13 protein-coding genes are annotated in these 15,541 nt (G+C 53.3%); 8 read left to right on the forward strand and 5 right to left on the reverse strand.

All coding sequences use genetic code 11. The annotated features are described in order from the left end of the window. Positions 1–310: 310 nt before the first annotated feature. Complete coding sequence (msrA, locus tag SBL51_RS03690; RefSeq protein WP_317929274.1) at positions 311–946, reverse strand: peptide-methionine (S)-S-oxide reductase MsrA; 636 nt, start codon at positions 944–946, stop codon at positions 311–313. A gap of 614 nt (positions 947–1,560) precedes the next feature. Here msrA and SBL51_RS03695 point away from each other — a divergent pair. Together SBL51_RS03695 and SBL51_RS03700 are read left to right on the forward strand one after the other, a co-directional pair. Further along, positions 1,561–2,988, forward strand: a complete 1,428-nt coding sequence (locus SBL51_RS03695; RefSeq protein ID WP_317929276.1) for an exopolyphosphatase — start codon at positions 1,561–1,563, stop codon at positions 2,986–2,988. A gap of 76 nt (positions 2,989–3,064) precedes the next feature. Continuing rightward, complete coding sequence (locus SBL51_RS03700) at positions 3,065–3,763, forward strand: hypothetical protein (protein WP_317929279.1); 699 nt, start codon at positions 3,065–3,067, stop codon at positions 3,761–3,763. Positions 3,764–3,769: 6 nt separating this feature from the next. Here SBL51_RS03700 and SBL51_RS03705 read toward each other — a convergent pair whose 3' ends face one another. Continuing rightward, entirely contained in the window at positions 3,770–4,546 is a 777-nt protein-coding gene (locus tag SBL51_RS03705) for a methyltransferase (RefSeq protein ID WP_317929281.1), read from the reverse strand. 69 nt (positions 4,547–4,615) lie between these two features. On the opposite strand from SBL51_RS03705, the gene SBL51_RS03710 reads away from it, so the two are divergent. Together SBL51_RS03710 and SBL51_RS03715 are read left to right on the forward strand one after the other, a co-directional pair. After that, positions 4,616–4,909, forward strand: coding sequence for a GIY-YIG nuclease family protein (locus SBL51_RS03710; RefSeq protein WP_317929283.1), 294 nt, complete (start codon positions 4,616–4,618; stop codon positions 4,907–4,909). 208 nt (positions 4,910–5,117) lie between these two features. Continuing rightward, complete coding sequence (locus tag SBL51_RS03715; RefSeq protein WP_317929284.1) at positions 5,118–8,039, forward strand: insulinase family protein; 2,922 nt, start codon at positions 5,118–5,120, stop codon at positions 8,037–8,039. Positions 8,040–8,168: 129 nt separating this feature from the next. Here the strand turns inward: SBL51_RS03715 and SBL51_RS03720 are convergent, their stop codons facing one another. Then, the gene (locus SBL51_RS03720; RefSeq protein WP_317929286.1) at positions 8,169–8,861 is read right to left on the reverse strand and encodes a HAMP domain-containing sensor histidine kinase; all 693 of its coding nucleotides are present in this window, start codon (positions 8,859–8,861) and stop codon (positions 8,169–8,171) included. Positions 8,862–8,908: 47 nt separating this feature from the next. Beyond that, complete coding sequence (locus tag SBL51_RS03725) at positions 8,909–10,540, reverse strand: response regulator (protein WP_317929288.1); 1,632 nt, start codon at positions 10,538–10,540, stop codon at positions 8,909–8,911. Between the two features lie 179 nt (positions 10,541–10,719). Here SBL51_RS03725 and cmoA point away from each other — a divergent pair, with 179 nt between their 5' ends. Next, the gene (gene cmoA, locus SBL51_RS03730; RefSeq protein WP_317929290.1) at positions 10,720–11,475 is read left to right on the forward strand and encodes a carboxy-S-adenosyl-L-methionine synthase CmoA; all 756 of its coding nucleotides are present in this window, start codon (positions 10,720–10,722) and stop codon (positions 11,473–11,475) included. Then, positions 11,472–12,449 (forward strand): tRNA 5-methoxyuridine(34)/uridine 5-oxyacetic acid(34) synthase CmoB, encoded by a 978-nt coding sequence (gene cmoB, locus SBL51_RS03735; RefSeq protein WP_317929292.1) that lies wholly within the window; start codon positions 11,472–11,474, stop codon positions 12,447–12,449. The genes cmoA and cmoB overlap by 4 nt, the downstream gene beginning before the upstream one ends. A 106-nt stretch (positions 12,450–12,555) precedes the next feature. Here the strand turns inward: cmoB and fldB are convergent, their stop codons facing one another. Beyond that, positions 12,556–13,098: a flavodoxin FldB gene (gene fldB / locus SBL51_RS03740; protein WP_317929294.1), complete on the reverse strand. Its 543-nt coding sequence runs from the start codon at positions 13,096–13,098 to the stop codon at positions 12,556–12,558. A gap of 341 nt (positions 13,099–13,439) precedes the next feature. On the opposite strand from fldB, the gene SBL51_RS03745 reads away from it, so the two are divergent. After that, entirely contained in the window at positions 13,440–14,138 is a 699-nt protein-coding gene (locus tag SBL51_RS03745; protein WP_317929295.1) for a response regulator transcription factor, read from the forward strand. Next, positions 14,135–15,541, forward strand: coding sequence for an ATP-binding protein (locus SBL51_RS03750; protein WP_317929296.1), 1,407 nt, complete (start codon positions 14,135–14,137; stop codon positions 15,539–15,541). The genes SBL51_RS03745 and SBL51_RS03750 overlap by 4 nt, the downstream gene beginning before the upstream one ends.

Below are 15,541 nucleotides of genomic sequence, written 5' to 3' on the forward strand. Positions count from 1 at the left end.
TTAAGTGTGGCACCACGCGCCATTCGACGGCGCAACAGTTGCTTATATATCCACATCCAACCCAACAAAAGAGAGTGTATCTACTTACCACTCTTTATTTTATTACTCGATATCACTCTTTATGACTAAGCGTATCTAGCAATTGGTCCTTGTGAGTCGTCGTAATTCTGCTCTCGGGTAGATACGCTGCTCACCGGCATTCGAGATAGGACGTAAAATAAAAAAACTAGCCTAACTCAGCAATATTGTAAATTCTATGAATTTTTTTGATTAAACTCTGTTGCTACTCTTTTGCTTTTTGCAGACCATTTTACGGTATGCACTTAATACCTGTTCCAGCTAATCCACAATATCCGTTCGGATTTTTAGCCAGGTATTGCTGATGATACGGCTCAGCAAAATAGAAGTTATCAATCAATTTTACCTCGGAGGTAATTTCACTTTTGCCTGCCTTTACCAAGGCTTCCTGATATTTTTGCAGAGAAGCATGACACTCTGCTTCCTGCTCCTGGCTAGTGCAATAAATTGCAGATCGATACTGTGTGCCGAGGTCGTTGCCTTGTCTGAATCCCTGTGTCGGATCGTGCTCTTCCCAAAACTTGGTTAACAGGTCAGATAATGCTATAGCATTCGAATCAAAGACCACTTGTACAACCTCGGTGTGTCCGGTCAAGCCGGAGCAGACCTCTTCGTAAGTTGGGTTCGGCGTAATCCCACCAGCATAGCCAACAGCGGTTGAATATACTCCAGGCAGTCGCCAGAACAGGCGTTCGGCGCCCCAAAAACAACCCATGCCCAAAAAGATTTTCTGCAACTGTCCACTATCAACATTCAGTGGTGTTCCCAACACTTCATGTGCTTCTGGTATCGGCATTTTTTCTTGCCGCCCAGGCAGGCAATCTTCTGGCTTGGGAATCGATAGTTTTTGTTGTGTACCGAAGCGCATGATTATCCCCTCATTACTTAGCGATCTTATTTTACTCTTTGTGACGTAGACCCGGGATCATGCATCAAAGGTCACAGCAACTTACAACAATGCAGCTACTGCAAAACTAGCCATTTAACTTGATGCTTAGCCCCAGCATAAAAAATACCAAAATTATAATTATCGCAACAAAATTCTCTACTCAATGCATTACCGCCCAAAAGAGGGCCTAACCGAGCTTGTCGTGAACAAAAATGGAGATTATTTCTCTCAATCGATAATGGATATTCAGGTATGGCAGGATAGTCAGGCATCAGCCCCTGACACCTATTCCTTGGCCATTTAACTGTTATCCATAACTACCGAAAGAATTTTGTATCGAGCAAGACCAAGGCAACTTCAAATCCCTGTAGATACAGCAAAGCGACCATAACGCGCACCCAAATGAAGCATAGCCACCCGCAGCTCATCCCCCTTATCCGTATCTTTGACCACTATCCATGGGCGCATTGCCGACACGTTGTTATAATGCACACAAATTATGAATGGATGACGCTGTGAACACTGATTCTATAAGCCCTCAAGATCACTCCCACTATTACGTCGCCATAGACCTTGGATCAAACAGCTTTCACATGCTCATCGTTAGGGAGAATCAAGGCAGCATAGAGGTTATCGATCGGGTCAAGGACATGGTGCAAATTGCCCGCGGGTTAAAGAATGGCACATTGACCGAAGAGGCAATTGATAGAGCACTCACCTGCCTGGCCTGTTTCAAAGAGCGCATCCAGGAAATTCCCCGTACACAAGTGAAAGCCATTGGCACCAAAGCTCTGCGTGCCGCCACTAACGCCCCAGCTTTTTTACGCAGTGCCGAGCAGACCCTGGGTATTCCAATCCAGTTGGTATCCGGTTTCGAAGAGGCGCGGCTGGTCTACATCGGTGTTGCCCAATCCATCTCTCACGACCACCGCAAACGATTAGTGGTCGATATCGGTGGCGCCAGCACAGAGTTTATTATCGGCCAGGGCTATCGCCCTCTCCTCCTCGAAAGCCAGACCATGGGTTGTGTCACCTTTACCGATCAATATTTAAGCAATGAAAATGGTGAACTGATCATCGACGCCGGCACCATGAGCAATGCCTATTTAGCCGCCTGTGAAGAGCTGGAGGCAATCCGACGCATCTACTGCAATGAGGGTTGGGATATCACCTACGGCACCTCGGGCACCATGAAATCCGTGGCCGACCTGATGCCAGAGAAAACTCCAACCGGCGTAATCACCCGCGATGGCATTCATTGGCTCTATGCCCAGGTGGTCAATGACGGCAGGATACGCTTTGACGATATCCCTAAAGCCCGACGTCATGTCTTGGCCGGTGGTATCGCCATATTAAAGGCCGTATTCGACCAGCTGAATATCAGCGAACTGCACGTCTCCAACGCGGCATTAAAAGAAGGCGTTATTCACGAAACCGTGGGCCGCCTCAAGCATTACGATATTCGTGACGAGACGGTAGAGAAACAGCAACGCAAGTACCGGATTGATCGCGCTCAGGCAAAGCGGGTAAAAATCACTGCGCTGGCACTGATGGATCAATTAAACCTGGCCGATGTTGACGGCATCAACCCCCATAAAATTTTGGGGTGGGCAGCCTTACTGCACGAGGTCGGTTTGGCGCTCTCCCACTCCGGATATCACCACCACGGCAAATATATTCTCGAAAATTGTGACTTGGCCGGCTTCAATCAATACGAGCAATTTTTGCTGGCCACGCTGGTTGGCTTGCACCGTCGTAAAATCAACACGCAGATTCTGGAATCCCTCAACCCCAATCACCGCGACACCATTCTGATCATGACCCTCTGCCTGCGACTGGCTGTGGTCTTCAACCGCAAACGGGATAATCTCGACAGCCAACCACACATTGTCCGTGACGGCGATAGCGTTCGTCTGGAGTTTGGCGAGGGATGGCTTGGTGCCAACCCCCTCACTCAACGCTCACTGCTACAAGAGCGGGATTACCTGGCGCGCATTGGTATCAAAATGGAATTGCGGTAGTTCGCTTACACTATGCCCCACCCTAGATCGACCCACCTGAAACCGTTGTCTCAATTCAGCGAGAGCCTAGCGTCCAATGATTAGGCTCGTTTTACTTGGCGTTGTACTTTTTGTGGTGATGTACGCCATTAAACAGATACGACAACAACCACCGGAAAAACAGAAGAAGCTCTGGCTGCAATCGATTCTACTGGCGGCATTCATCACCTTCGCGCTTCTGGCGTTAACGGGTAAATTGCACTGGATCGGTATTCTATTGGGTGCCCTGATACCACTCGGCAAGACAATAACCAATTTAGCCGTCCGCTTTTTACCGTTCCTCGCCTTGAGTCGAAGACAACAGCGTCCGTTTCAAGCCCGCTCCACCAATACACCCTACCTGCAATTTGTGATTGATGGTCGGGGCGATATGGGTGGGCTAATACTGAAGGGCAGCTTGGCCGGCAAACAACTCAAAGATTTATCAGAGCAACAGCTACTAGCCTTCCAACAGGAGTGCGCCAGTTGCCGGGATACCCAGCAGTTGTTGGCGGCCTACCTCAATAAATACTACCCTCACCGGCATCGGGCGTACCAGCACAGTGCGCCGCCCGGTACAATGAGCGCGAAAGAGGCGCAGCAAATTTTGGGCTTGGAGGGTAACTTCAATAAGCAGGATGTGATCGCCGCACACCGCCGACTCATCAACAAATTACACCCGGATCGCGGCGGCAGTGATTTCCTGGCCGCGCAGATCAACTCCGCCAAAGACGTGCTCATCAAGCAGTTTAACTAGTCGCCGTCAAATGCGCCGCAACAGAAGATGTTGATAGCGACCCAATTCACGATAAGGGGAGCGCTGGGAAAATTGTAACTCCATGGCCAGAAGCTCTTCTGGGGCCCGGGTGCGATCAGCCTCATTAAAGATGTAATCGTGAAACACCCGTATACCACTGTGTGCGACCACAGACAGGTTAAGCTCCGCCAACCAACCAAGAACCTCATCGATGCAGCGCGGGTAGGTTGGTGTCAAGCTGCGTTTACCGCCTTGCAGCTTGCCCTCCCGGATTTTACGAAAATTGGTGCGCAATAGATTTTTATAAATAAGGCCGTCAACATTGTAGAAAATAATAGAGAGCCAACCGCCGGGTTTAACCATCTGCTGCAGGCTGGCAAGCAACTCTGTCGGCTCTGCCACCCACTCCAGTACCGCGTGGCACAACACCAGGTCGAATGGCTGGCCACTCCAGCTCTGCTGCTGAAAATGCACAATGGAATCGTGGAACCAAACAGGCTTCAGTGGCGAAAACCGTTCGGCATCGGCCAGGGCCAGCTTGAGCATCTCCACCGAGAGGTCGACCAGCGTGAGATGATGCCCCGCCCCAAGCAGCGGCACCGACACAGGCGCCCGGCCACAACCGGCATCCAATATCGTTAGTTGCCCTGCTTGATAGAGCTCGGGTAGCCACTTTTTTAAATCCCGCTCGATGACGGCCAGTCGTATCTGCCCTTTTAAGGTCTGGTAAACATTACTTGCAAAACGGTGGGCAAGGTCATCAAAATTGCGATCGCCGCTCATTGGCCAGAGGCCCAAATTAAATTTACCGCCGGTGCAACCAATAAATCCGGCAGCTGATACTTGTTATTCATGACGTCCACAATAGAAAAAGCTGAAAAAGGTTGGTTGGTTTATATCATCGAAACCGACAAAGGCCATCTTTATACAGGCATCACTAATGATTTACAGCGCCGTGTAGCACAACACAAGAGCGGCCGCGGAGCAAAATATTTTCGTAGCAATGCACCCAAGCAGGTGGTCTGGTACGAGGAGAACCACACCAAAGCCAGCGCCAGTCAACGGGAAGCATTAATCAAACAACTGACGCGAGCACAAAAACTGCAACTGATCAGCGATTCCGCCCTTCGGCCAGTAGCCATCTAATCTGAAGTTAGCCGCGTTTGCCCCAATCCAGCAAAGGTGTACACTGTGCTTTTGCCATCGGCAGGCCGGCCTTTACGTCGCATTCTTTTACCGACATTGGCAGGCCTGTTGCAGCCACCTGCGATTAACACCCAGCATGCACTGGTTGAAAAACAACCACCTAAGCACTCTATCCAATCGCAGTTACGCTCAAGAATTTGAGGAGCCTATGCAGTCCACCATTCACCCGGCGTTCGAACGCCTTCGAAGCCACACCATTGAATCACTGAATATCCAAGTCGAAGAGTTTCGCCACAAGACAACGGGTGCTCAGCACATCCACCTCACCGCAGACAGCGACGAAAACGTCTTTCTGGTCGCTCTGCGCACCGTGCCCATGGACTCCTCCGGTGTCGCCCATATCCTTGAACACACCGCCCTCTGTGGCAGCGAAAAATACCCGGTGCGCGACCCGTTTTTTATGATGATCCGGCGCTCGCTAAATACCTTCATGAACGCCTTTACCAGCTCCGACTGGACCGCCTACCCTTTTGCCAGCCAGAATAGAAAAGACTTTAACAACCTGCTTGATGTCTATCTCGACGCGGTCTTTTTCTCACGCCTGGATCCGCTCGATTTTGCTCAGGAAGGCCATCGTATCGAATTTGAGGAGCCAACCAACCCCAACTCGCCACTGGTTTATAAGGGTGTTGTCTACAACGAGATGAAAGGCGCCATGAGCTCTGTACCCTCCCAGCTCTGGCAGGCGATCTGTAAATACCTCTTCCCCACCACCACTTACCACTTCAACAGTGGCGGTGACCCGGATGTGATACCCAACCTCAGCTATGAACAGCTGCAGCGTTTTTATCGCACCCACTACCATCCGAGCAATGCCATCTTCATGACCTTCGGCAATATTCCGGTAATCGAACACCAGGAGAAGTTTCAGCAGCAGGCCCTCGCCCGATTTGAGCGCCTCGATTACCACGTGAGCGTGGCTAATGAACAGCGCTATTACGCCCCGCTGCGTGTACAAGAGTCCTACCCCCTGGATGACTCCGAAACCCTGGAGCACAAAACCCACCTGGTGATGGGCTGGCTGTTGGGCAAATCGACCGATCTCGATGCCGTACTACAAGCACAACTGCTCAATAATCTACTGTTGGACAACAGCGCCTCGCCACTGCAGAAGCTGCTGGAAACCACCGATCTCGGCTCCGCCCCCTCGCCCCTGTGCGGCTTGGACGACTCGCAAAAAGAGCTCTCCTTCCTGTGTGGTATTGAGGGCAGCGACGCCGAGCTGGCCGACCAGTTCGAACAACAGGTGTTGGCGGTTATCGAAGAGATCGCCAACAACGGAGTCTCCGAGGCCCAGTTACAAGCCAGTCTGCACCAACTCGAGCTGGCCCAGCGCGAAATCGGTGGCGACTCCTACCCCTACGGCCTGCAGCTGATTCTCTCCGCACTCACCTCAGCCACCCACCGCGGCGACCCAATCGCCCTGCTCGATGTCGAACCGGCACTGCAAAAATTGCGCGAAGCCGCCAGCGCCCCCAATTTTGTTCAGAATCTGGCCCGTAAACTACTGCTCGACAACCCCCATAGGGTACGGCTCTGCATGGTGCCCGACGCTGACATCAGCGCCCGTAAGGTCGCCGCTGAAAAAGCCCGTCTGGTAGAGTTAAAAAGCACCCTCAGCGCCGAGCAAAGCCAGGCCGTAGTGGAACAGGCGGCCAAGCTGGTCGAACGGCAACAACGCGTCGACGACGAAAGCCTGCTGCCCAAGGTGACCGTAGCCGATGTTCCCGCCGCAATGCACTACGTGCAGGGCAACCACCAAAAGTTGGGCGGTGCTGACCTGAGCGTTTATCACGCGGGCACCAATGGTCTGGTCTATCAACAAATCATTATGGAGCTGCCGGAACTCCCCGCCGAGCTGCTCGCCATCCTCCCCTTCTACAGCCTCTGCCTGACCGAATTGGGTCTGGCCGACAAAGACTACCTGCAAGTGCAACAGTGGCAGTCGCAGGTCACCGGTGGCCTTAACGCCTTTAGCAGCCTGCGCGGCAAGATCGATAACGCCCAGGATCTGATCGGTTTTATCACCCTGTCGGGCAAGGCGCTGGTGCGCAACCAGGCCGCGCTGAGCGAGCTGATGCTAACCACCCTGGAGCAGGTGCGCTTTGATGAATTGAGCCGTATCCACGAATTGATCTCGCAGACCCGCGCACGACGGGAGATGAGCGTCACCGGCTCCGGTCATAGCCTGGCCATGACGGCTGCCGCCAGCGGCTTGAGCCCAGGCGCAAAACTGAGTCACGAGCTCTCAGGTCTGGCCGGCATCAAGGCGCTGAAAGCCCTCGACAAACAGCTGGATGACCCCGAACATCTGGCCGCTTTCGGCCAAAAGTTAAACGACATTCACAGCCGGGTAGTCAAAGCCAACCGCCGCTTCTTCCTGGCCACCGATGCCGAGCACAGCGACACCTGTATCCACCAGTTGGAGAGCAGTTGGGCGGCCAGCCTGCCCGATGGCGCAGAAGCCGGTTTTAAAGCGGAGCCGGTCAGCACCCAGGTGAAACAGGCTTGGGTCACTAACACCCAGGTTAACTTCTGCGCCAAGGCCTACCCAACGGTACCCATGAGCCATCCGGACGCCGCTGTCCTCACCGTGCTCTCCGGTTTTCTGCGCAACGGCTTTCTACACCGCGCCATCCGCGAACAGGGTGGCGCCTACGGTGGTGGCGCCAGCCACGACGCCAACAGCGCCAGTTTCCGCTTCTACTCCTATCGCGATCCTCGCCTGCAAGAGACCTTGCAGGACTTCGACGCCGCTCTGGAGTGGTTGCAGGCAACCGAGCACAGCCCGCAGGCGGTAGAAGAGGCTATTTTAGGGGTGGTTGCCTCGCTGGATAAACCCAGCTCCCCCGCTGGAGAGGCCAAACAGACCTACCACGCAGAGTTAGCCGGACGCGACCGGGCCACAAGAGAGAATTTCCGTAAACAGGTGCTGGCGGTTACGGCAGAGTCGTTGAAGCGAGTGGCCAACACCTACCTCCAGCCGGAGAAGGCAAGCATCGCCGTCATCAGCCACTCTGGCAACCAGGCCGCGTTTGATCAGTTGGAGTTGGCCACAATCAATCTTTGATAAAAACCGGTGGCAATTGGCCTAAAGCAGCCCAAACCAGTGCGGAAGCTATGGTTTGGGCTGCTTTTTATTATCGATGAGTAGATTATTATCGGTGAGTAGATGGTTGAAGCAGCAAACTGCTGAGGATCAGGGCAGGGTTAACACAAATTCACCGCCGCCAAATTGGCCGCTGTTCTCAAGCCTGAGCTCCCCTTGCAACTCCCCGCGCGTATGCAACGCCGCCACCCGAGTGGCGAAATAGAGCCCCAGATTGGTTCTCCCTTGGTCAAACACCGATGGCTCCTGTTTGGCATCCTGCACACCCAGCATGGAGGGTGGGTAGCCGTTGCCATTGTCACTCACCCGTATCTCCAGACACTCGTTGACGATAGCGGCAGAGAGTTGCACCCGATCTTTGCTATAGCGCGAACAGTTAACCAGCGCATCGTTAACCACACTGGTAATCAGATCAGAATCGAAATACCAGATAAGCTCCGGGTCACATTGTAGATCGACCGCCACTGCGCGCATCGCAAACAGAGACTCATTGCGCGCCAGCAGATCATCCAACACCTCAACCACATAGTGCTCATCAATAGCCACCGGCATGCGGTTTTTTTGCATGCGATAGATCGACAGCAGCTGAATGAGCTCGCCATTGATACGGGAGGCCTCATATTGCAGTGTGGCAAACAGCTGCGCCTGCCTTTCGTTTTGTGCTTTGGTTTCGCCGACCACCTCCTCCAAAGAGCTCAACAGCATTCCCAGTGAGTTCTTCATATCGTGCACACTGGAAGCAAGAATAAGAGAGAATTCGTCGGACTGACCCGCTTGTGACATAACCTTTACCTATTGCAGTTAGCGCAACCTATTGTTGTTGGTGCAATCTATTGCAGTTGGCGCACCATGGCCTTGTGCATTTCCCTAAGTTGAACAAATCGATTGTACTGGGTATTGGTAGCTTGAATCTGATGAGTAACCCGAGCCAGAGACTCCTCGATGGTCTGTAAGGTCTCCTGCTTACAACCAAACTCTTCCATCTCAGCCAACAGCACCTGTACCAGATTAAGCTGCACACCCACGTGGTTGGGAAAGAGCCGTTTGGCGTAGCTAAACGATTCCACCGCCTGCACAAAGTTTTTCGCCTGATAGTGGCGAATACCCTCTTTGTTGATACGTGACACCAATTTGCGGTTTTTGGCACTCTTGGGCTCTTCCAACAGACTATCCAGAACTTCCAGCTTCTCCTCGTCGTCTTCGTATTTGCTACAAAGGGAATCCAGCTTCTCTTTCGCCTCCGCCTCTTTCGAAATCGCGCGCAGAGTTTTCACCATCTCCACCTCCACTTCAAAGGAGAGAGAATCGGTGGCCTGATCAATCATCTCCTGGCACGCCTCGAAACTCAGCTCCGCCCGGCTTGAATCCTTCTGCTGCAGATAGAGTTGAGTTTGTAGCAACTGTGCCTGCAGCTGCAGATCCTCATCCAGTATATCCGCCTCCAGATCAACCAGCTTTTTCAGCGCATCCCGGCCCAGCTCCACCGCCGCTTTGGAATCCTGCTCTTCCAACCTCAACGTGGCCCGGGCAAAGGCAAGGTTCTGTTCGGGTGACTTATAGACCGATTGGTCCGCCAGGCGAACAACACGGCGATAAGCTCTGGCGCTGGTTGCAAAGTCACAATTGCTGGTGGCGATCTCCGCCAGCTGCTCCTGGCGTAAGAGTGCCAACGGCGAAACAGCAACCGCATCCTGCAAGACTTTTTGCAGATTTTCGTCGTCCTGCAGCTCTTTATAGACTTCAGCCAGGCCATCGTAGGCGCGCAGACAGAGGGGGTTAGCGGTGATCAGCTCCCGGTACCAACGCTCGGCGGTATTCAGATCTCCACGCAGGCACTTGATTTGCGCCATCCCCAACTTGGCCCACTCCAGGGGACGTACTTCCAGTACCGATTGATAGACCAGCTCCGCCTGATCCAACTCCCCCATCTGCAACAGCAGCTGCCCCAGATGTTTCTGACAGAGCGAAGATTGGTGGCCGCGGGCTTCGATGTGTTGCCGGCAAACGGCAATGGCGGCGGGAATTTCCCGCTTATCGAGTGCCTGAAAGAGTTCGCGCAGCTCCCGCCGCTGCAGCAGAATACGATCCAGACGGTGCTGTAACGCTTTGGCGGTAATGGGCTTGGACAGGTAGGCATCTGGCTCAACGTCCGTTGCCGCCAAGACTATCTGTTTGCTGTTTTCAGCCGAGATCAGAATAAAGGCCTGGGTCTGCTTGATAATCTCCCGGTAACGCAGCTCTTCTAACAGCTGCAATCCGGTGCGGCCGTGACCCAGGTTGTAGTCACTTAAAATGACATCGTAATAGCGTGTTTTGCAGGCTTTTAATGCGTCTTCTGCATTACTTGCCGTATCGACGCGCGAAATCCCAAAGGTCTCCAACATGCTACTGAGCGTTGAACGAAAGCCTTCAAAATCATCCAACACCAAAACGTTAAGTTTGTCGTATCCTTGGTAAGGCATAGCCACTCATTTCAAACAGAATGTACACCCCTCTGGAATATCGGGGGCCAGGTTCTATAACAGTTTAGTACTAATTGCTTGGCTGACAGGAAAATAGGGCCACAATGGCGCGCCAAATCAACTTTCCAGTGGCGGTTGATTTGTCTAAAATCCCAGCCCCCAATGAACCCGCACCAGACATGACTAAAGATATAGACGAATCTACCCGAACTGCCACCGATCAGCTCTTCGCCGAGCCTCTGCAGCAGATCGAACGCTTTAGCTTTAATAAGTCGGTTGTCGATGTCTTCCCCGATATGATCCAGCGTTCAATACCGGGGTACAGCACGATCATTGGCATGATTGGTGATTTGGCCGAGCGCTTCGCCACCGACAACAGCCGCTGCTACGACCTGGGTTGCTCCCTGGGCGCCGCCAGCCTGGCCATGCGCCGGCGCATTTCCGCCAACCACTGTGAAATCATCGCGATCGACAACTCCGCCGCCATGGTGGAGCAGTGCCAGCGGGTGGTGGCCCGAGATCACAGTGCCACCCCGGTTAGCGTGCATTGCGCGAATCTGCAGGATATCGAAATCGAGCGGGCCTCAGTGGTGGTGTTGAACTTTACCCTGCAGTTCATCTCCCCCGCCGAGCGCGACGCCATTATGGCCAAGATCTTTAACGGCCTGTTGCCCGGTGGCGTGCTGATCCTCTCGGAAAAGGTCGCCTTTAACGACACTCGCCACCATGAACTGATGATCGACCTCTACCACTGTTTTAAACGGGGCAACGGCTACAGCGATCTGGAGATCGCCCAGAAGCGTGACGCCCTGGAGAACGTGCTTATCCCGGAGACTCTCGATCAACACCGCCAACGTCTGAAAAGTGCCGGCTTTGCCGACGCCGACGTCTGGTTTCAATGTTTTAACTTTGCCTCACTTATCGCTCAAAAATGACTATCAGCGACTGGTACCAAAACCTCCTCACCGCGATGCAACAGGGCAAGTTGGCTGAGTGGGCGAAAATCCTCCCCGCACAGATTGAAGAGGGGTTAAGCAGCCAACGTTACGGTGATCTACCCGCCTGGCTTGCCGCCTATCAAACGATGCCTGTCATCAAACCCAGCCACGTTGATCTGGAAAACTCGGTCACCATTGGCAGTACCAATGATGGCGACGCAGAGCAGTTGGCAGAGCTGCGGTCCAGCCTCGAAGCGCTCATTCCCTGGCGCAAAGGGCCCTTCCACATACATGGCGTTGATATCGACACAGAGTGGCGTTCCGACTGGAAATGGCACCGGGTACTGCCCCACATTCAGCCTTTGGCGGGACGGCAGGTGCTCGATGTGGGCTGCGGTAATGGCTACCACTGCCTAAGAGCCTATGGCGCAGGAGCCGCGCGGGTGATTGGCGTCGATCCATCGCCCCGCTTCGTGGTGCAGTTCGCGATGATCAAACGATTACTTGGCGAGATTCCGGTGGATGTGGTGCCCGTAACTCTGGAACAGCTGCCCGAATCCTTAGCAGCATTCGATACCACCTTCAGCATGGGCGTGCTCTACCATCGACGTTCCCCCATGGACCATTTGAAAGCTCTGAAGGAGACGCTCCGTCCCGGTGGCCAGTTGGTGCTGGAAACCCTGGTGGTGGATGGCCCGGAGGGCTATAGCCTGGTACCCAAACAGCGCTACGCCATGATGAATAACGTCTGGTTCCTGCCCTCCTGCCCGACCTTAGCCAGCTGGCTGGCGAAGCTGGGCTTCAGCAATATCCACTTGGTCGACGTCAATGAGACCAGCCTGGAGGAGCAGCGCCAGACCCATTGGATGCGCTTCCACTCCCTCAGCCAATTTTTGGATCCAAACGACTCCACCAAAACCATTGAGGGTTACCCGCGACCGAAACGGGCCGTGTTTATTGCCGAGGCGTAAAACCTAAGGCCAGGGTCATTTAGTGGTTGGGTGGACAGCGCCCAAGAAGCGCTGTAAGACTAGTCTGAGTGACTAATTAAGAAATCCTGTCTAGTCAGGAAGTGGACTACTCGGCAATAGTCGCCAATGGGGTACTCAGGCCAAACTCCTGGTGTATCTGTTGGCACCAACGATTGATGCGGCCAGTGCTCAAATCCTCCTGCTGATCCTCATCGATACCCAGGCCAACGAAGCAGTGCTCGTCTTCCAGGTAGGCTTTGGAGGCATCGAACTCGTAACCCTCGGCTGACCAGTGGCCAATGATATGAGCGCCGCTATCCAGGCAGACATCGTGCAACATACCCAAGGCATCGAGAAAGAAGTCGCCATAACCAAACTGATCACCCAGGCCAAACAGGGCAATGGTTTTACCGCTGAAGTCCAGAGCCTCCAGATCTGGCCAGAACTCCTCCCAGTCGGATTGAATCTGACCGAAATCCCAAGTTGAGATGCCCAGGATAATCTTGTCGTACTGGTCAAACTCCAACTGAGTAACATCTGCGATGTCGTGTATATCAACAACGTCCGAGCCTAAACAGCTTTGGATCTTCTCGGCCACCGACTCGGTGTTACCTTCGTCGCTGCCAAAAAATAATCCGATCTTCGTCATAGCGGCCTCTATCTTTTAAAACCTGGCAGCGCCCGCACTGCCTCCAACGGTGGCGGATTATAGAGGATCAACCCCGCTCTCCTCCACTCGCTGATGAAAAATTAGCACTTATGCCGCAACTTAGCAGCGCTACCATCACGCAGCAACACTCCATCAGCCGGCCTGTGATTTCCGAAATGCACTCCTCACGCCTGCTCACTATTAAAAATCGTAGTGACTAGAACCGCTCGTACTTAATTGGTTAATTTCTATCAATTAATTTCTCAACCAGACTGTAAATAAATGCAAATCTGGGGCAGAATCCCGGGAAAGGATTTTCCGCCAGCATAGCGAAACAGGACATGAGCAACATTTTACTGGTCGATGACGACAAGGATCTCTGCAATCTTCTAACGGATTATTTGAACGACGAGGGGTTTTCAACCTCAAGTGCGCACGATGGCAGTGAAGGATTGGCGCTTATTAAAGCCAAACAGTTCGATGCGGTAATTCTTGATGTCATGCTCCCCTTCTACAACGGCTTTGAACTGATCACCAAAGTCCGCGAAATCTCCGATGTTCCCCTCATAATGCTCACCGCCAAAGGCGATTCGATTGACCGTATTATCGGCCTGGATATGGGCGCAGATGACTATGTTGCCAAGCCCTGCAACCCGCGGGAATTGGTCGCACGTATCAATGCCATTCTTCGTCGCCTGGATCATAAACTTGGCCAGAGCAACAGTGACCTGTTGGAGGTGAATGGTATTGTCCTCAACCGTGGCAATCGCAGTTGTCTGTACAATGGCAACACACTCAATATCACCGGTGCTGAGTTCTCCATTCTCGACCAATTAATGTCCAAAGCCGGCAATATTTTGAGCAAGGAGTCGCTCACTGAACGCGCGCTAAGCCGAAAGCTGACGCCTTATGATCGCAGTATCGATGTGCACGTAAGCAACATCCGTAAAAAGCTCTCCTCTATTGGGGTCAATAAAGACCAGATCATCAATGTCCGGGGAGCGGGTTACATGTTTACCCTTCCCGGCGCGGCTGAATGACCAAGCTCTGCCTAAAGATCTTCTTCTATTTTTGGCTGCTCTCCGGCTTGATTCTCATAGCCGGACTGCTCTACGAAACCACACACCACCGCACTCCTCTTTCGCTGCTGGCCGGGCAAAAACACCCGGTCTCTCCTGCAGTGCGGCTAACCAATGATCTATTGGCCTCGGTTGTCAGCCACGACATGCGCTCACTTGGCGAAATGCTCGCCCATAGCCCCCAACGCATCACCCAACATATCTACCTGCTCGATCAAGATAATCGCGACCTGCTCAACCGCACGCTGCCCGAGGCGATAAAACCATTGGCCAGCCAGCTGGACGATCAACAGCTAACAGCGGAACTGGGCGACAACATTGGCCGCCTGGTAACACTGACCGATGGCACACAGCTAAAGGCCATCACCTACATTGAGCCAGGCACCCATATCTTTTTCAAAATCTACTTCCTCAATGCTCTCCCCTGGCTGCTCAGTGGCATGTTGGTCAGCGCCCTGGCCAGCTACATTTTTGCCCGTATTTTGTCGCGCGATCTCACCATGCTAAAAAACGCCACCCGCAGCATCGCTGCCGGGAATCTGGCCGTCCGTATCGCCCCCAAATTCAAACACACCGCTTTTGAGTTCACCGCGCTGGCCGTCGATTTCGATCACATGGCCGAGCGCCTGGAAACCGCCATGCACCATCAGCGGCGGTTGATCAAGGATGTCTCCCATGAACTGCGCTCGCCACTGGCCAGGCTGCAGGTGGCCCTGGAGCTGGCATCAGATCGTAGCCATGGCGTAGTGGATAAGGAGTTGAACACGATTCGCCAGGCGGCCGATTCCCTGGAAGAGATCATCACTCAGATTCTCTCCATGCCCATTACCGAGCATGATCATTACGACTTGGAAGACACCATCGACCTGGTGTCGATGTTAGAAGCTCTGGTTGAGCAAAATCTGGAGGATGCCGAGAACAAACACGTGGCCATAAAACTGGATGCCAAACCGTTGGAGATTCTGGTCGCCACGCGGGGCAACATTCTCAATAGTGTGTTTGAGAACATCTTGCGCAATGCCATCCGCTATACCAACAGCAACTCCACCATCACCATTACCCTGGCTTACAAAGAGCGGGGCCGGGTTGCCCAGATAGACATAGAGGATGAGGGCCCAGGTGTGCCGGAAGCCGATTTAAGCTATATCTTTCAGCCGTTTTTCCGCTCCGACAGCGCCCGCTCCCGGGACTTGGGAGGTTACGGATTAGGCCTGGCCATTGCCGAGCGCACAGTCGAGGTCCACGGCGGGAAGATAAGTGCCAGCAACCACCAGCCGACCGGGCTCGCGGTACGGGTTATCCTGCCAGTAGCCCAGAAGCTGGAGATTCACCAACCCGCCCCCTATCAGCCCAGCGCCCAATAG

The organism is Halioxenophilus sp. WMMB6, assembly GCF_033283405.1.
Taxonomy (GTDB): Bacteria; Pseudomonadota; Gammaproteobacteria; order Pseudomonadales; family Cellvibrionaceae; genus Halioxenophilus.